This is a genomic window from Bradyrhizobium erythrophlei (assembly GCF_042430365.1).
In the GTDB taxonomy this organism is placed as follows: domain Bacteria; phylum Pseudomonadota; class Alphaproteobacteria; order Rhizobiales; family Xanthobacteraceae; genus Bradyrhizobium; species Bradyrhizobium erythrophlei.
Window position 1 is genome coordinate 542,390 of sequence record NZ_JBHMET010000274.1, and the last position, 16,220, is coordinate 558,609.

At 64.9% G+C, this 16,220-nt stretch carries 15 protein-coding genes; 11 read left to right on the forward strand and 4 right to left on the reverse strand.

The window, feature by feature from the left end:
• Positions 1–215: 215 nt before the first annotated feature.
• Positions 216–950: a GntR family transcriptional regulator gene (locus ACFFWD_RS44430; protein WP_376975799.1), complete on the reverse strand. Its 735-nt coding sequence runs from the start codon at positions 948–950 to the stop codon at positions 216–218.
• 107 nt (positions 951–1,057) lie between these two features.
• Between ACFFWD_RS44430 and ACFFWD_RS44435 the strand changes: the two genes are divergently transcribed.
• From ACFFWD_RS44435 to ACFFWD_RS44470, 8 genes are all read left to right on the forward strand, one after another.
• Positions 1,058–2,185: a cupin domain-containing protein gene (locus ACFFWD_RS44435; RefSeq protein ID WP_376975800.1), complete on the forward strand. Its 1,128-nt coding sequence runs from the start codon at positions 1,058–1,060 to the stop codon at positions 2,183–2,185.
• Between the two features lie 9 nt (positions 2,186–2,194).
• Complete coding sequence (locus tag ACFFWD_RS44440) at positions 2,195–3,106, forward strand: fumarylacetoacetate hydrolase family protein (RefSeq protein WP_376975801.1); 912 nt, start codon at positions 2,195–2,197, stop codon at positions 3,104–3,106.
• A 20-nt stretch (positions 3,107–3,126) separates the two neighbouring features.
• Positions 3,127–3,777 (forward strand): flavin reductase family protein, encoded by a 651-nt coding sequence (locus tag ACFFWD_RS44445; RefSeq protein ID WP_376975802.1) that lies wholly within the window; start codon positions 3,127–3,129, stop codon positions 3,775–3,777.
• 302 nt (positions 3,778–4,079) lie between these two features.
• Positions 4,080–5,252 carry an ABC transporter substrate-binding protein gene (locus ACFFWD_RS44450; protein ID WP_376975803.1) on the forward strand — a complete coding sequence of 391 codons (1,173 nt, stop codon included), beginning with the start codon at positions 4,080–4,082 and terminating at the stop codon, positions 5,250–5,252.
• Positions 5,253–5,376: 124 nt separating this feature from the next.
• Positions 5,377–6,294: a branched-chain amino acid ABC transporter permease gene (locus ACFFWD_RS44455; protein WP_376975804.1), complete on the forward strand. Its 918-nt coding sequence runs from the start codon at positions 5,377–5,379 to the stop codon at positions 6,292–6,294.
• The gene (locus tag ACFFWD_RS44460) at positions 6,291–7,238 is read left to right on the forward strand and encodes a branched-chain amino acid ABC transporter permease (protein WP_376975805.1); all 948 of its coding nucleotides are present in this window, start codon (positions 6,291–6,293) and stop codon (positions 7,236–7,238) included. Before ACFFWD_RS44455 ends, ACFFWD_RS44460 begins: the two co-directional genes overlap by 4 nt.
• A 4-nt stretch (positions 7,239–7,242) precedes the next feature.
• Positions 7,243–8,010, forward strand: coding sequence for an ABC transporter ATP-binding protein (locus tag ACFFWD_RS44465; RefSeq protein ID WP_376975985.1), 768 nt, complete (start codon positions 7,243–7,245; stop codon positions 8,008–8,010).
• Complete coding sequence (locus tag ACFFWD_RS44470; RefSeq protein WP_376975806.1) at positions 8,003–8,716, forward strand: ABC transporter ATP-binding protein; 714 nt, start codon at positions 8,003–8,005, stop codon at positions 8,714–8,716. The genes ACFFWD_RS44465 and ACFFWD_RS44470 overlap by 8 nt, the downstream gene beginning before the upstream one ends.
• Before the next feature lie 112 nt (positions 8,717–8,828).
• On the opposite strand, the gene ACFFWD_RS44475 is transcribed toward ACFFWD_RS44470, so the two are convergent.
• Positions 8,829–10,265 carry a glutamine synthetase family protein gene (locus ACFFWD_RS44475; RefSeq protein WP_376975807.1) on the reverse strand — a complete coding sequence of 479 codons (1,437 nt, stop codon included), beginning with the start codon at positions 10,263–10,265 and terminating at the stop codon, positions 8,829–8,831.
• Between the two features lie 120 nt (positions 10,266–10,385).
• Positions 10,386–11,744, reverse strand: a complete 1,359-nt coding sequence (locus tag ACFFWD_RS44480) for an aromatic ring-hydroxylating dioxygenase subunit alpha (RefSeq protein ID WP_376975808.1) — start codon at positions 11,742–11,744, stop codon at positions 10,386–10,388.
• 115 nt (positions 11,745–11,859) lie between these two features.
• Here ACFFWD_RS44480 and ACFFWD_RS44485 point away from each other — a divergent pair, with 115 nt between their 5' ends.
• Positions 11,860–12,645 (forward strand): IclR family transcriptional regulator domain-containing protein, encoded by a 786-nt coding sequence (locus ACFFWD_RS44485; protein ID WP_376975809.1) that lies wholly within the window; start codon positions 11,860–11,862, stop codon positions 12,643–12,645.
• A 17-nt stretch (positions 12,646–12,662) separates the two neighbouring features.
• Here the strand turns inward: ACFFWD_RS44485 and ACFFWD_RS44490 are convergent, their stop codons facing one another.
• On the reverse strand, positions 12,663–13,571 hold the full coding sequence (locus tag ACFFWD_RS44490; RefSeq protein WP_376975810.1) for a helix-turn-helix transcriptional regulator: 909 nt from the start codon (positions 13,569–13,571) through the stop codon (positions 12,663–12,665).
• Positions 13,572–13,714: 143 nt separating this feature from the next.
• Between ACFFWD_RS44490 and ACFFWD_RS44495 the strand changes: the two genes are divergently transcribed.
• The gene (locus ACFFWD_RS44495) at positions 13,715–15,241 is read left to right on the forward strand and encodes a benzoate-CoA ligase family protein (RefSeq protein ID WP_376975811.1); all 1,527 of its coding nucleotides are present in this window, start codon (positions 13,715–13,717) and stop codon (positions 15,239–15,241) included.
• Positions 15,242–15,374: 133 nt separating this feature from the next.
• A complete protein-coding gene (locus ACFFWD_RS44500) occupies positions 15,375–16,181 on the forward strand; it encodes an alpha/beta fold hydrolase (RefSeq protein WP_376975812.1) in 807 nt (268 codons plus the stop codon).
• The last annotated feature ends 39 nt before the right edge of the window (positions 16,182–16,220 follow it).

Genomic DNA, 16,220 nt, shown 5'->3' on the forward strand with positions numbered 1-16,220 from the left:
TCGAAGTGGCGAATATTGTTGGAAGACCTCGGGCGCCTCGCGCCGCGAGAATGCGATCTCACATCCTCGTTGCTTGTCTGACATTGAACACAACTGCCAATCCCGTCATTGCGAGCGCCAGCGAAGCAATCCATCGCGCCGCAAGCGGAGGCATGGATTGCTTCCGCGTTCGCCAAGGGTTCGGCGGACAAGTCGTCGCTACCGCTCCGCCGCGGTCACGCCGGCTGTGGCCACGTCATCGACTCCTCGATGCTCGCGCAGGTTCGCCGGTAGTGCTCGGCGAGCAGTGTGGCGGCGTCGCCGCTGCGGCGAAGCGTCGCGTCCATGATCTGCCGATGCTCGGCGGAGACGTCACGCGGCGGCGTTCCGACGGCGCGGCCGACCAGGCTCGGCAGCCGATAGCGCTGGGTCTCGATCGAGAGCTGGTCCGCCAATTCGAGCAGGCGCGGCGATCCGCAACAGGCGATCAGCGCACGGTGGAAGTGGCGGTGCCGTTCCTCCATCGCGGCGATCTCGGCCGCATCCACCTCGCCCGCGCTCCGCGCCATGCGTTCGACCTGCCGGCCGAGGGCGTGGAAGGCCGCGACGATGCCGGCCTCCCAATCGTCATCGCCATCGCGCATCGCGCGGCGCAGCGCCTCGCATTCGATCAGGATGCGGGTTTCCGTCGCATCCTTCATCTCCTCGCGCGACAGCGGCGCCACCGAGAAGCCACGCAACGCCGTCGAGAGCACCAGACGCTCGGACTGCAACCGCATCAGCGCTTCGCGCAGCGGCGAGAAGCTCAGGCCGTAGCGTTGCCGCAACGCTTCCAGCCGCAACGGCTTGCCCGCCTCGAGCACGCCAGCGACGATGTCGGCGCGGAGGCGCTGATAGGCCGCTTCGCCAAGCGTCGCGGGCTCGCTCGCCCCTTCGCTAGCGGACCGGCGGTCTCCTGCCAGGCTTGCCATCTCTCTGACGTCTCCGGTCTTGGTTGTTGTTCGCATTCTTTCGAAAATATTCAATTGCATCGAACAGGAGATTGATTTTATATGATTGGTATACCCAGGAGGGCGACATGGCAACAGGACCTCGCGAAAACCATCGGGAAAACGTCGCCGGGCGGGCCAATGTCGAGGACACCCCGGAGCTGCTTGCCTATTACGACGAGCTGGAAAACCTCGACGCCGGCGCGCTCTGGACGGTCGCTAACAAGATCGAGCCCTGGCAGCCGAAGTCCTCGTCGATTGCTGTGCTCTGGCGCTACGCGGACCTGCGCCAGCACGTGCTGCGCTCGGTCGAGCTGGTGTCTCCCGAAAAGGCCGGCCGGCGGGTCATCTACTTGAACAATCCCGGCCGCCGCGAGCATGCCGCCGCCGTGGGCTGGCTCTATTCGGGGCTGCAGGTGATGCATCCCGGCGAGGTGGCATCGGCGCATGCCCATTCCGCCTCCGCGCTGCGCTTCATCATGGAAGGCGAGGGCGCCTACACCATCGTCGATGGTCACAAGCTGACGCTCGGCGCCAACGACTTCGTGCTGACCCCCAACGGCACCTGGCACGAACACGGGGTCGCAGGCGACGGCACGCCCTGCATCTGGCAGGACGGCCTCGACATTCCCCTGGTGAACACGCTGGAAGCGAACTTCTACGCCGTCCATCCCAACATGCAGCAGCATGTCGGCCATCCCGTCGACGACATGTCGCATACCTGGGGCAATCCGGGCCTGCGGCCGGCGGGCGCCGAATGGAGCAAGGGCTATTCGCCGCTGCTCAAATATGAGTGGGCCCCGACCTACGAGGCGCTGCAGCGCTACGCCGGGGCGACCGACGGTTCGCCCTATGACGGCATTCTCATGAACTACGTGAATCCGGTGACCGGCGGGCCGGTGATGCAGACGATCGGCGCGTCGATGCAGATGCTGCGGCCGGGCGAGGCGACGCGGGCGCATCGTCACACCGGCAGCGTGATCTACCAGGTCGCCAAGGGCAGCGGGCACTCGATCATCGACGGAAGGCGCTTCGACTGGACCGAGCGCGACATTTTCTGCGTGCCGTCCTGGGCCTGGCATGAGCACGCCAATGCCTCATCGAGCGACGACGCCTGCCTGTTCGCGTTCAATGACCTGCCGGTGATGCATTCGCTCGGTTTGTACCGGGAGGAAGCGTTCGGCGACAATGGCGGGCGGCAGCCGCTCGTAGCCTAGGAAGAACCAATGCGTCTTGTGACCTATCGCGGCAACGTCGAAGCCGCCGCCCGCCTCGGTGCCGTCGTGGATGATCTCGTCGTTGACGTCGCGACGATCGGCGCGCGGGCCGGCGTACCGCTGCCGTCGGCGATGCTCGATTTCATCGATCTCGGGCCGACAGCGCTGATCGCGCTGAAGACAATCCTGGCCGACTGCGACGGCAACTGGCCGGTCGGTGCCGCGCTGCCGCTTGCGAATGTCAGGCTGCTCGCGCCGATCCCGCGACCGCGCAAGAACATCTTCGGGATCGGGTTGAACTATGTCGAGCACGTCGCGGAATCCTCGCGCGCGCTCGACACGGCGAAGGAATTGCCGAAGCAGCCGGTGATCTTCTCGAAACCTCCGACCAGCGTCGTCGGCCCTGACGACGCGATCGCGCACGACAAGGCGATCACCCAGCAGCTCGATTGGGAGGTCGAGCCCGCGGTGGTGATGGGGCAAACGGCGCGGCGGGTGAGCGAGGCCGAGGCGTTGCGCTTCGTGTTCGGCTACAGCGTGATGATTGATGTCAGCGCGCGCGATAATCGCCGCGCCGGCCAGTGGATCTATTCCAAGGGCCAGGACACCTACGCGCCGTTCGGTCCCTGCATCGTGACAGCGGACGAGATCTCCGATCCGCACGCGCTCGACCTCTGGCTCACCGTCAACGGCGTCGAGAAGCAGCGTTCCAACACGCGGCACATGCTGTTCAAGGTGCCGCATCTGATTTCCGATATCTCGGCAGCGATCACGCTCGAGCCGGGCGACATCATCGCGACCGGCACGCCCGACGGCGTCGGCGCGGGGCGATCGCCGCAGGAATGGCTGTGGCCCGGCGATGTCGTCGAGGCGGAGGTGGTCGGCATCGGCCGGCTGCGCCATCCGGTGGTGGCGGTCTAGAGCGCGAGGGGGCGGCGACGATGCTGTTCGACATGGAGACGCTGGACGCCGCGGGCCGCTACAAGATCCTGACCGCGACCGTGACGCCGCGGCCGATCGCATGGGTGACGACGGTCTCCGAGGATGGCGTGGTCAATGCCGCGCCCTACAGCTTCTTCAACGTGCTCGGGCATGAGCCGCCGACGCTGGCGCTTGGGCTGCTCGCAGGCCAGGGGCGGTTCAAGGACACCGCGACCAATATCCTTGCGACCGGGGAGTTCGTGGTGAATCTGGTGTCGGAAGCCAATGCGGCGGCGATGAACGTCACCTGCATCGATGCGCCGCCCGAGATCGACGAGCTCAGGCTAGCCGGCCTCACCGCCGCGCCGTCCCACGCGGTCCGGCCGCCGCGCATCAAGGAATCGCCGGTGTCGTTCGAGTGCCGGACGCTGACCTCGCTCGTCACCGGGCCGCGCCAGACCGCGGTGATCGGCCGCATCGTCCGCGCCCATGTCGACGACGCGGTGATACAGGACAAAGAGCGCTGCCACATCGACACGCCCGCGCTGCAATTGATCGGTCGCATGCATGGCAGCGGCTGGTACGCACGTTGCAGCGATCTGTTCCAGATGGATCGGCCGAGCTGGGCGGAATGGCAGCGCAATGGACATCCTCCGGGTGGCGCGGGGTGACGGCAACGAGACGCCGATATGGGTGGGGTCGGGCGGCGGTGGCGCCTGCGACAATCGTTGCCTCGGCAACCGGCATTATAATTCTTGCCATGGCCGGTTTCGTCGAATTATGGTGCAGGATGCTCTGGTATGCGCCGAAGGTTCTAAAGGAGCTCCGTCGGTTCGTGCTTGCTGCAGACTTGCGATTTCGCGCACAAAACACGTCACTGAAGACGGCGCGCGCAAAGTGCGGTCCAAGGCCGGGACACAGGTCCGGTTCGCGGGCCGGCGGGACGTTCGTCTGGTGGAAGAGGGGAGTGAATATGAACAAGGCATTTTGGCTGGCCGGCGCCATGGCTCTGGCGCTGGCGCAGCCGGCGACCGCGGCTGATACCATCAAGATCGGCTTTGTCTCGACCTTCAGCGGTCCGACCGCCGTGATCGGCAACGACATGCGCAATTCCTTCGAGCTCGCGCTCGACCACCTCGGCCGCAAGATCGACGGCAAGCCGGTCGAGGTGATCTACGAGGACGACCAGCAGAAGCCCGACGTCGGCAAGCAGAAGACCGAGAAGCTGGTGCAGTCCGACAAGGTCGATTTCATCGTCGGCTATATCTGGTCGAACGTGCTCTTGGCCTCGCTGAAGACCGCGGTCGACACCAAGACCTTCCTGATCACGTCCAATGCCGGGCCGTCGCAGCTCGCCGGCGAACTCTGCTCGCCTTACGTGTTCTCGACCTCCTGGCAGAACGACCAGACCCCGCAGGCCATGGGCACCTACATGAACCAGAAGGGCGTCAAGTCGGTGTTCCTGATCGGGCCGAACTACGCCGCGGGCAAGGACATGCTGGCCGGCGTCAAGAGCACTTTCAAGGGCGAGGTGGTCGGCGAGGAATACACGGTGTGGCCGAGCCAGCTCGACTTCTCCGCCGAACTCTCCAAGGCGCGCAACTCGAAGGCGCAAGCGATCTTCGTGTTCTATCCGGGCGCGGCCGGGGTGCAGTTCCTCAACCAGTATACGCAAGCCGGCATCAAGCAGCAGATCCCGCTCTATACCGCCTTCACCATCGACGAATTGTCGCTGCCGCTGCAGAAGGAGAACGCGCTCGGCGTTCCCGGCGCCCAGCAATGGGTGAACGACCTGCCGAACGAGCAGAACAAGAAGTTCGTCGCGGATTACCGCAAGAAATATCCGGGCCTGCGGCCGACCTTCTACGGTGCCCAAACCTATGACGCCGCCAACCTCATCAACAGCGCGGTGGTGGCGGTGAAGGGCGACCTGACGAAAAAGGACGCGATGAAGGCCGAGATGGAGAAGGTGAACTTCAAATCGGTGCGCGGTCCGTTCAAGTACGGCAACAACCACATCCCGATCCAGAACTTCTACCTGCAGGACGTGGTCAAGGACGCCGACGGCCAGCTCGCGCTGAAGACGGTCGCGACCATCGTCAAGGACGACCAGGATCGCTTCCACGACAAGTGCTCGATGAAGTGACTTCTGCCGGCGCATGGTCTGCCAAAAAGTTGAGCTTTCCGATTGGCGATCATGCACCCAATAACAACAAGCGGCGGCGCATGTGCGCTGCCGCTGTTTTGTTTAAGGCTGGTGTAACCACACGATGTACCTCGTCGTCGAACAACTCCTGAACGGCCTGCAATTCGGGCTCCTGCTGTTCCTGCTGGCGGCCGGCCTGACGCTGGTGTTCGGCATCATGGACTTCGTCAATCTGGCGCACGGCTCGCTGTACATGATGGGCGCCTATTTCGCGGCGACCTTCGTGGCCTGGACCGGCAGTTTTGTGCTCGGCGCGCTGATGGCGCTCGGGGCCACGCTGCTGCTCGGGATCGCGCTCGAATATGTCGCGCTGAGGCATCTCTACGGCCGCGACCATCTCGACCAGGTGCTGGCGACCTTCGGTCTGATCCTGTTCTTCAACGACGCCGTGCGGCTGATCTGGGGCCCGGCGGGGCTTGCGCTGCCGCTGCCGGGCTGGCTCTCGGTGCCGGTGCAGATCATCCCCGGCGTGTTCTATCCGGCCTACCGGCTCATGATTATCGCGGTGGCGCTGGCGGTCGCCGCGCTGCTCTATATCGTGGTGATGCGGACCCGCGTCGGCATGCTGATCCGCGCCGGCGCCTCCAACCGCGAAATGATCGGCGCGCTCGGCATCAACATCAAGCTCCTGTTCACGCTGGTGTTCGGCCTTGGCGCTGCGCTCGCCGGGCTTGCCGGGCTGATGCAGGCACCGATCCTCACCGTGCAGATCGGCATGGGCGAGAACATCCTGATCCTCGCTTTCGTGATCATCGTGATCGGCGGCATCGGCTCGATCCGCGGCGCGTTCCTGGCCGCGATCTTCGTCGGCATCATCGATACGATGGGCCGCGCCTTCCTGCCGGACCTCCTGCGCAAGGTCCTGAGCGGTGCGGCGGCCTCGACCGCGGCGCCAGCGCTGTCCTCGATGCTGATTTACCTCCTGATGGCGATCATCCTCGTGGTGCGGCCGGAGGGGCTGTTTCCGGCCGCCAAGCGATGATGCCCAAGCTCAACGTCTCCAATTCGGTCGCGGCGCTGCTCTGCGTCGCCCTGGTCCTGCTGCCGGTCTATTCGGCTGTCACAGGCAATATCTTCATCCTCACGCTGTTCACCCGCATCGTGATCTTTGCGCTGGCCGCCGCCAGCCTCAACCTGATCATGGGCTATGGCGGCATGATGAGCTTCGGCCATGCCGCCTATCTCGGCATCGGCGGTTACGCGGTCGGCATCCTGGCCGCCGAAGGGATCGGCTCCGGCTTCATCCAATGGCCGGTGGCACTCGCGGTCTCTGCGCTGTTCGCGCTGGTGATCGGCGCGCTCTCGCTCCGCACCCGCGGCGTCTATTTCATTATGATCACGCTGGCGTTTGCGCAGATGGCCTATTACGTCGCCTCCGGCCTGTCGCGCTATGGCGGCGACGACGGGCTGACGATCTACAAGCGCAGCGACTTCGCCGGGCTGATCAACCTGTCCGATCGTACCCAGTTCTACTATTTCTGCCTCGCCTGCCTGTTCGGCGGCCTCTATCTGATCTGGCGCATCGTCAATTCGCGCTTCGGCCTCGTGGTGCAGGGCGTCCGCTCCAACGAGCAGCGCATGCAGGCGATCGGCTTCCACGCCAACCGCTTTCGTCTGGTTTGCTTCGTCATTGCCGGGACGATCTGCGGCTTCGCCGGAGCGCTGCTCGCCAACAACACCGATTTCGTCAGCCCGGCCGTGATGTACTGGACCCGCTCCGGCGATCTCATGGTGATGGTGATCCTCGGCGGCATGGGATCGCTGTTCGGCCCTGTCATCGGCGCCATCCTCTATCTGGTGCTGGAAGAGCTGTTGTCGCAGTTCACCGAATATTGGGCGTTGATCATGGGCCCGCTCTTGCTGTTGATCGTGCTGTTCGCGCATGGCGGCATCATGGGCCTGCTCAGGAGGATGAGCCGTGGCTGATTCCTTGGCTGAGCCCTTGCTCCGTGTCGACAATCTGGTCCGCCGCTTCGGCGGCATCACCGCGACCGACAACCTCTCGCTCGAGGTCGTGCCGGGCGAGCTGCATGCCATCATCGGGCCGAACGGCGCCGGCAAGACCACACTGATCAGCCAGCTCACCGGCCAGTTGATGCCGAATTCCGGCACCATCCGGTTTGCGGGGCGCGACGTCACCGGCCTGCCGTCCTACAAGCGCAGCCGGCTCGGGCTGGCGCGCTCGTTCCAGATCACCTCGCTGCTCAAGGATTTCACGGCGATCGACAATGTCGCGCTCGCGGCGCAAGCGCATGACGGCCACTCCTTCCGCTTCTGGGGCAATGCGCGGAAGGAGAAGAATCTGCGTGATGCCGCCCGCGCCGCGCTCGCGCGCGTCGGGCTTGGCGCACGCGCCAATGTGCTGGTGTCGGAGCTGAGCCACGGCGAGCAGCGCGAGCTCGAGCTTGCGGTCGCGCTCGCCACCAAGCCGCAGCTTCTGTTGCTCGACGAGCCGATGGCCGGCCTCGGCGTCACCGAGTCGGCGCGGATGGTCGCGCTGCTGAAGGAGCTGCGCAAGGAAGTCACGATCGTGCTGGTCGAGCACGACATGGAGGCGGTGTTTGCGCTCGCCGACCGCATCACGGTCCTGGTCTATGGCCGCGTCATCGCCTGCGACGTGCCGGATGCGATCCGCAAGCATGATGAGGTCAAGCGCGCCTATCTCGGCGAACAGCATGCGGTGACGCGCCATGGCTGACACTTTGCTTGAAATCGATGGCATCGAGACCTGCTACGGCCTGAGCCAGGTGCTGTTCGGCCTGTCGTTACAGATCAAGGCGGGCGAGATGGTCGCGCTGATGGGCCGCAACGGCATGGGCAAGACCACGACGATCCGCTCGATCATGGGCCTGACGCCGGCGCGGTCTGGCGCGATCCGTTTTGCCGGCGAGGCGGTGCGGGGGCTACCGTCCTACAAGATCGCAAAGCTCGGCATCGGGCTTGTGCCCGAGGGCCGCCAGATCTTCCCGAACCTGACCGTGCGCGAGAATCTCGTCGCCGCCTCAGGCAATCGGCTCGGCAGCCGCGATCCGTGGACGCTCGACAAGATCCACGCGCTGTTCCCCCGGCTCGCCGAGCGCGGCAGCAACATGGGCGTCACGCTCTCCGGCGGCGAGCAGCAGATGCTCGCGATCGGCCGCGCGCTGATGACCAATCCGAAACTGCTCATTTTGGATGAAGCAACCGAAGGCCTCGCGCCGCTGATCCGCGACGAGATCTGGCGCTGCCTGACGATGCTGAAGGGGCAGGGCCAATCGGTTCTCGTGATCGACAAGAACGTCGAGAACCTCGCCCGCATCGCCGACCGCCACTACATCATCGAGCGCGGCAAGACGGTGTGGAGCGGCACCAGCGAGCAACTGATCGCCGAGCCGGATCTGCAGCACAGGTATTTGGGGATTTGAGGAGACTGATTATTTCGTCATTGCGAGCGAAGCGAAGCAATCCATCTTGCCGCAAGCGGAGAGATGGATTGCTTCGTCGCTTCGCTCCTCGCAATGACGATGGAAGCGGATCTCAAAACATCTCAAAATATTCGCGGTGCTCCCAGTCGGAGACCTCGGCCTGAAACCGCTCGATCTCCGCGTTCTTGATGTGGACGTAGTAGTCCACGAACTCGGCGCCCAGCGCCTGGCGGAAGAACGGGTCTTCGTTCAGCGCGAACACCGCCTCGCGCAGCGACTTCGGCAACAGCGCCGCCTTGGTCTCGTAGGGCGTATCCGCCGACGGTCCGGGATCGAGCTTGCGGTCGACGCCGTCGAGTCCGGAGAGGATTTGGCTGGCCATGTAGAGATAGGGGTTCGCCGCCGGCTCGCCGATCCGGTTCTCCAGCCGCGTCGCCGGATCGCCGGCCGCTCCGAGCACGCGGATCATGACGCCGCGGTTGTCGCGGCCCCAGATCGCGCGGTCCGGCGCCAGCGAATAGGAGCGGTAGCGCTTGTAGCCGTTGATGGTCGGCGTGGTGAACACCGTCGACGCCCGCGCATGCTCGATCAGGCCGGCGAGGTAGGCGCGGCCGAGCGGGCTCAAGGGGGCGCCCGTCTCCGTCGGCATGAACACGTTCTCGCCGCTCGCGCGGGATACCAGCGACTGGTGCAGGTGCCAGCCGCTTGCAAAAATGTTCGGCAGCTTCGGCCGGCACATGAAGGTGGCGTGATAGCCGTGGCGCCGCGCGATCTGCTTCACCGCGGAGCGGAACAGCACCATGGTGTCGGCGGGGGCGAGGCCCGCGGTCGGCTGGAAGGTGAACTCGCACTGGCTTGGGCCGAACTCGACCTCGACCGAGCGGAGCGGCAGGCCGAGCGCGAGGATGTCACGGCGGATGATCTCGAGCGCCGGCTCCATCAGGTCGTAACGCTGCTCGGTCAAATACTGGTAACCCTGCGACAGCAGGCTCACCGATGGCGGCCGTCCCGGCTGGCCGGCATCCTCCGGCGCCATGTGGGCGTCGTCGAGCTTGAACAAATGGAATTCGACCTCGAGCCCGGCGACGAAGTCGTAGCCGCGGCTTCCGAGCTGATCGAGCACCTTGCGATAGAGGTTGCGGGTCGCGAACGGCACCGGGCGGCCGTCGCTGAAATAGAGGTCGCAGAGCAGCCAGCCGGTGGTCGGCGCCCAGGGCAGCACGCGGAATGTGGTGGGATCGGCGACCATCAGCACGTCGGCTGCGCCCTCCATCTCCTTCATGCCGAACCCGCCGCCGGCGGTGAACACCGGAAACACTGTCTTGTGCGAGGTGTCCTTGGCGAGCATCGTCGTGGTGATGGAGCAGCCGCCTTCGAGCGAACGCACCGCTTCGCTTGCGATCAGCGTCTTGCCGCGCAGGATGCCGTGCTGGTCCGGGAACGACAGGCGGATGACTTCGAGATTCTTCTCTTCAACGATGCGGCGGAGGTGGCTCGCCGCCTCCTTCTGCTCATCCGACCACAGGCCGTGACGCTCAACGAAGCTCAAGGCGTCACTCCTCTGTCTCATGAATCGTCATTGCGAGGAGCGCAGCGACGAAGCAATCCATGTCTCCACAAGCGGTGCGATGGATTGCTTCGCTGCGCTCGCAATGACGGAAAGTCATGGTCACTCCGCGGCCGTGAGGTGGTGCACCTTGCCGGCGATCTCGCGCGGCACGGGAGCGGCCCAGGGCGCGCCGCGGCGGCGCTTGACGTCGACCTCCATCCAGTAGAGTTCCCAGCCTTGCGTCGGCCCGATGCCGTCCATGGTGGCGGGGCCCTGGATGCTGCGCGCGGAGGCCGCATCGAGGAACAGCATCGGTGTCTCGCCGCCGGAGACCTTCTCGATCTCCTGCCGCAGCAGGCGGCGATACTGCACGATCGCCTTGTCGCTCTGGCCGAGATGCTCGTTGGTGCGATCCTGGATTGGCCCCATCGATTCCACCGCCCACTGGTCGTGGACGTTGATGTCGGTGCCCATGCCGGTATACGTCTCGGTCGCCTGCTCGTGCGGATCGAAGCCGTAATCATTGGTCCTGTTCTTGCGCGACTTGTAGTCCGGCAGCTCGTAAAGTTCGAGCCGCTGGTCGCGCATCTTCTGCTTGTCGACCGGGGTCGTGTAGCTCGTGAAGATCGCATACCAGTAGCAGTTCTCGTCATCGACCGGTACGTGCCACTGCGTGATCGTCATCTCCGTCGACATCGGGATGACGAAGCCGTGCGGGAACAACTGGTTGGTCACGCGCACATGGGTGAGCTCCTCATCGAGCTCGCGCAGCGCGACCAGGCGCAGGCCGTATTCGGTGTGCTCGACATTGATGATCGGGCGATCATATTCGCGCAGGATCTTGGTCATCGGCATGTCAGAGCCGGCCGACGCGCCGCGGAACTGCTTGCCATAGGCGGCAGACGTGTCCTCGTCCTCGAAGAAGCGATGCAGATAGGAGGCGTGCGCCGGATCGATGCCGACCTCGAGCGCCTGCAGCCAGTTGCAGTTCATGTGGCCCTTGAACGCGAAGGTGTGGCTGTCGGGCGCGACGAAGCAGTCGATCTCCGGAAATGCCGGCGGTTCGCCCTCGCCGAGATAGGCCCAGAGGATGCCGCTCTTCTCGACCACCGGATAGGAGCGCTGCCTGATGCCCTTGCAGAGCTGCGAGCCGGCCGGCTCCGCCGGCGTCTCGATGCACTGGCCCGTGACGTCGAACAGCCAGCCATGGAAGGCACAGCGCAGGCCGCCATTCTCGAGCCGGCCGAAGGCGAGGTCGGCGCCGCGATGCGCGCAGTGGCGATCGATCAGGCCGTAGCGGCCGTCCTCGCCGCGAAACAGCACCAGGTTTTCGCCGAGCAAACGCACCGGCCGAACGGGGCGCGCACCCTGCAGCTCGTCGACCAGCGCCGCCGGCTGCCAGTACATCCGCATCAGTCTGCCGCACGGGTCCTTGCGGCCGGTGCGGGTGATCAGATCGTTCTGTTCCTGGCTCATCATTGGCGGCGTCTCCCGAATTGGATTTGTTCGCCTATTGAACTAATGTGCGAATTATGCCATATGCGATCGGGACGGCAAGTCCAATTTTCGAACCGTTCAAAGCCGGACCGACCCCATGCCCAAGCTGAAGCGGACCGATCAGGCCGAGCGCGCCACCGATTTTGTCGAGAGCCTCGATCGCGGCCTGCGCCTGTTGCAGGTGTTCGGCACCGTCAACGGCCCGGCGACGCTCAGCGATCTCGCCCGCGCCGCCGACCTGCCGCGCGCCACCGCACGCCGCATCCTGTTCACGCTCGCGCATGGCGGATTCGTATCGACCGACGGCAAGCTGTTCACGCTGACGCCGTATGTGCTGACGCTGGCCGGCTCGTTTCTGCGTTCCAACCAGGTGGTGTCGGTGCTGCAGCCGGTACTCGACCGCATCGCGACCGCGGCGCAGGAGATCTCTTCGCTTGCGCTGCTCGACGGCGACGACGTCGTGTTCATCGCGCGCGGCAGCCCGGCGCGGGTATTCTCCACTGGCCTCGAGATCGGCTATCGGCTGCCGGCCTTCTGCACTTCCGTCGGCCGCGCCATGCTCGGCCGGCTTGGCGATGCCGAACTCGCCACGCGATTGAAGGCGATGCGCCGCGAGCCGCTGACGCCGCACACCGTGACCGACCCGAAGCGGCTGCTCGCCACCATCATCGCCGACCGTGCGCAGGGCTACTCGCTGGTCGACCGCGAGGCCGAGCCGCATTTCCGCTCGATCTCGGTGCCGGTGCGCCGTTACGACGATACGATCGTCGCAGCGATCAACATGGGCGCGCATGTCGATCGCGTCCCGACCAAGGAATTGATCGACCGCTTCCTGCCGCTGCTGCGCGAAGGCGCAGAGGATGTGAAGAGCCGGCTTCTCTAGATCGTGTGAGGCGTGGATTACAGCGCGACGCTGCGCAGCCCGAACGAGCGAGCCTCGTTCTGCAGCACCGGCCGCACAGAATCGATCAGCCGCGCGGCAGCGGCATCGACCGAGAGACCTGCGGTGTCGACCACGGCGGAGGCACGTGCATAAAGCGGCTCGCGGCTGACCAGAATGTTGCGTAGCTCCGCCATCGCCGAGCGATCGTCGGCCATCGGGCGCAAATCGCCCTGGCGGCGGACGCGCGCCATGTGCTCTTCCGGCTCGGCCTTCAGCCAGATCGTGTAGAACGAGGACAGGACCAGGTCGAAGGTGAGCGGCTCAGAGACGATACCGCCGCCGGTCGCCAGCACCATCAACTCCTTCCGCGCCAGCAGTTGCGTCAGCGCGGCCTGCTCCATCCGGCGAAAGCCTTCCTGACCGTAAAGCGCGATGATCTCGGCAACCGAGAGGCCGTTCTGCGCCTCGATCTCCTTGTTGAGCTCGACAAAGCTCCAGCCGACCTTCTTGGCGAGCATCCTGCCGAGCGTCGACTTGCCGGCGCCGCGCAGGCCGATCAGCGCGATGCCGGAGAAGGAGGCACGGCGCGGCGCGGAGGCGGTGCCGCCGGCCAGGATGTCCTTGGCCTGCGCGATCTGGCTCGGCGACGCTTTGCGCAGCAGGTCGCGGATCACGGCCCAGTCGGGCGCGGGGTCGCTCGTGGGAATGAGGTCTTCGAGATGCGCGCCCATCGCGTCGGAGACGCGGCGCAGCAGCACGATCGAGACATTGCCTTTGCCGCTCTCGAGCTGGGCGATATAGCGTTCGGAGATGCCCGATACCTTGGCGAGCACCTTGCGCGACATGCCGCGCAGGGCGCGCATCGTGCGCACGCGCTGGCCGAGTTGCTCGAGGAAGCCGGTTTCGGGATCGTTATCCTGGGTCATAATCCCTGTGCGACGCGCGGGTTTTATGAAACATAGTGCCGATGAGGATTGACAGCAAGCCAGTCTGGTGGCTTTGTATGAATTATAATTCTTAAATCTGTGGGAGAAGGCGTCATGACGCGCTTAAGTCTGAGGAGCGGGGCATGACTTATAACGCAGTGACCTGGCTGCTCGATCGCAATGTCGACGAGGGCCGCGGCGGCAAGATCGTCTTCGACGATATGGTTTCCCAACTCACCTATCGCGAGCTGCAGCAACAGACTTGCCGGCTCGGCAACATGCTGCGCCGGCTCGGCGTCCGCCGCGAAGAGCGCGTCGCGATGATCATGCTGGATACGGTCGATTTCCCGATCGTGTTCCTGGGCGCGATCCGCGCCGGCGTGGTGCCGGTGCCGCTGAACACGCTGCTCACCACGGAGCAGTATGCCTACATCCTTGGCGATTGCCGCGCGCGCGTGCTGTTCGTGTCGGAAGCGCTGCTGCCTGTCGTGAAGGACATCATCGCGAAGCTGCCGGATCTCGAACATGTCGTGGTCTCGGGCAAGGACGCGCACGGCCACAAGAAGCTCTCCGACGAGATCGCGCGCGAGAGCGATACGTTCGCGACCGCGCCGACGCACGCAGATGAACCCGCGTTCTGGCTTTATTCGTCGGGTTCGACGGGGAACCCCAAGGGCGTGCGTCATCTGCATTCCAATCTCGCCGCGACCGCGGAAACCTACGCCAAACAGGTGCTCGGCATCCGCGAGGACGATGTCGGCCTGTCGGCGGCAAAGTTGTTCTTCGCCTATGGCCTCGGCAACGCGCTGACTTTCCCGATGTCGGTCGGCGCCTCCACGGTGCTGAACTCCGAGCGCCCGACGCCGGCGGTGATGTTCGCGCTGATGAGCAAGTACAATCCCAGCATCTTCTTCGGCGTGCCGACACTGTTCGCGGCGATGCTGAACGACGAGACGCTGAAGGGAGAGCGCGGCGGCAACCGCCTGCGCGTCTGCACCTCGGCCGGCGAGGCGCTGCCGGAATCCGTCGGCAACGCCTGGCGCTCGCGCTTCGGCGTCGACATCCTCGACGGCGTCGGCTCGACCGAGCTGCTGCACATATTCCTGTCGAACGCGCCGGGTGACATCAAATACGGCTCATCCGGGCGTCCGGTGCCGGGCTACAAGGTGCGGCTGGTCAACGAGCTAGGTGTCGAGGTGGCGGACGGCGAGGTCGGCGAGCTGTTGGTCGATGCGCCCTCGGCCGGCGAGGGTTACTGGAACCAGCGCAGCAAGAGCCGCGCGACCTTCGAGGGGGTGTGGACCCGCACCGGCGACAAATATGTCCGTGACGCCGACGGCCGTTACACCTTCTGCGGCCGAAGCGACGACATGTTCAAGGTCTCCGGCATCTGGGTGTCGCCGTTCGAGGTCGAGAGCGCGCTGATCACCCATCCCGCGGTGCTGGAAGCCGCCGTCGTGCCCGAGGCCGATCCTGAAGGCCTCCTGAAGCCGAAAGCGTTCGTGGTGCTGCGCGCCGATGCCGCCAAGGAAGGCCTGCACGAAGCGCTCAAGGAGCACGTCAAGCAGAAGATCGGACCGTGGAAATATCCGCGCTGGATCGATGTGGTGGAGTCGCTCCCGAAGACGGCGACCGGAAAGATCCAGCGGTTCAAGTTACGCGAACACTAGCCGTCATGGCCGGGCGCAAGCGCGAAGCGCGTCTCGTACTAGATGTCCCGGCCATCCACGCCTTGCCGCGAGGCACGAAAGACGTGGATGCCCGGCACAAGGCCGGGCATGACGAGAAACGGAAGAGCACATCATGACCCTCTCCCCCAATGGCTTCCTCCATATCGACGGCGCCGATCTCGAATATCGCATGATCGGGCCAATGCCTGACGCCGCGGCGACTATCGTGATGCTGCATGAGGGCCTCGGCTCGGCCGGCCTGTGGAACGATTTCCCCGTGAAGCTGCAGGCTGCGACCGGCGCCGGCGTGTTCGTCTATTCGCGCGCGGGCTATGGCGCGTCGACGCCCGCAAAACTGCCGCGCCCGATCGACTACATGCATCTCGAGGCGCTTGAGGTGCTGCCGAAGCTGCTCGACCAGATCGGCTTCCGCCGGGGGCTGCTCGTCGGCCATTCCGACGGCGCCTCGATCGCGACGATCTATGCCGGCTCGCATCAGGATCATCGCCTGCAGGGGCTTGCGCTGATCGCGCCGCACTTCATCGTCGAGGATATCTCGGTGAAATCGATTGCCGAGATCAAGACGACGTATGAGACCACCAACCTGAAAGAGAAGCTGGCGCGCTGGCACAAGGACGTCGACAACGCCTTCTACGGCTGGAACGGCGTCTGGCTCGATCCAAAATTCCGCGACTGGGATATTTCCGACTATCTCGCCTATATCCGCGTGCCCGTGCTGGTCGTGCAGGGCGTCGACGATCAATACGGCACGATGCGCCAGGTCGAGATCGCGAGGGAGGAGTGCTATTGCCCGGTCGACGTCTCCGTGATCGCAGGCGCCGGCCATTCGCCGCACCGCGAGGCGCCGGCGGCGACGCTGGATGCGGTCACCGAATTCGCCAAGGCGGCGCTCCGCGACGACCAGGCGCTGGCCGCCTGACCTTTATTGCCGGCAGTAGGCCATTGGCCGACTTGGCGA

Excerpts from the sequence above, each read along its gene's own strand:
- ACFFWD_RS44430 (WP_376975799.1), bottom strand. The coding sequence starts at position 950 with ATGGCAAGCCTGGCAGGAGACCGCCGGTCCGCTAGCGAAGGGGCGAGC.
- ACFFWD_RS44435 (WP_376975800.1), top strand. The coding sequence starts at position 1,058 with ATGGCAACAGGACCTCGCGAAAACCATCGGGAAAACGTCGCCGGGCGG.
- ACFFWD_RS44440 (WP_376975801.1), top strand. The coding sequence starts at position 2,195 with ATGCGTCTTGTGACCTATCGCGGCAACGTCGAAGCCGCCGCCCGCCTC.
- ACFFWD_RS44445 (WP_376975802.1), top strand. The coding sequence starts at position 3,127 with ATGCTGTTCGACATGGAGACGCTGGACGCCGCGGGCCGCTACAAGATC.
- ACFFWD_RS44450 (WP_376975803.1), top strand. The coding sequence starts at position 4,080 with ATGAACAAGGCATTTTGGCTGGCCGGCGCCATGGCTCTGGCGCTGGCG.
- ACFFWD_RS44455 (WP_376975804.1), top strand. The coding sequence starts at position 5,377 with ATGTACCTCGTCGTCGAACAACTCCTGAACGGCCTGCAATTCGGGCTC.
- ACFFWD_RS44460 (WP_376975805.1), top strand. The coding sequence starts at position 6,291 with ATGATGCCCAAGCTCAACGTCTCCAATTCGGTCGCGGCGCTGCTCTGC.
- ACFFWD_RS44470 (WP_376975806.1), top strand. The coding sequence starts at position 8,003 with ATGGCTGACACTTTGCTTGAAATCGATGGCATCGAGACCTGCTACGGC.
- ACFFWD_RS44480 (WP_376975808.1), bottom strand. The coding sequence starts at position 11,744 with ATGATGAGCCAGGAACAGAACGATCTGATCACCCGCACCGGCCGCAAG.
- ACFFWD_RS44485 (WP_376975809.1), top strand. The coding sequence starts at position 11,860 with ATGCCCAAGCTGAAGCGGACCGATCAGGCCGAGCGCGCCACCGATTTT.
- ACFFWD_RS44490 (WP_376975810.1), bottom strand. The coding sequence starts at position 13,571 with ATGACCCAGGATAACGATCCCGAAACCGGCTTCCTCGAGCAACTCGGC.
- ACFFWD_RS44495 (WP_376975811.1), top strand. The coding sequence starts at position 13,715 with ATGACTTATAACGCAGTGACCTGGCTGCTCGATCGCAATGTCGACGAG.
- ACFFWD_RS44500 (WP_376975812.1), top strand. The coding sequence starts at position 15,375 with ATGACCCTCTCCCCCAATGGCTTCCTCCATATCGACGGCGCCGATCTC.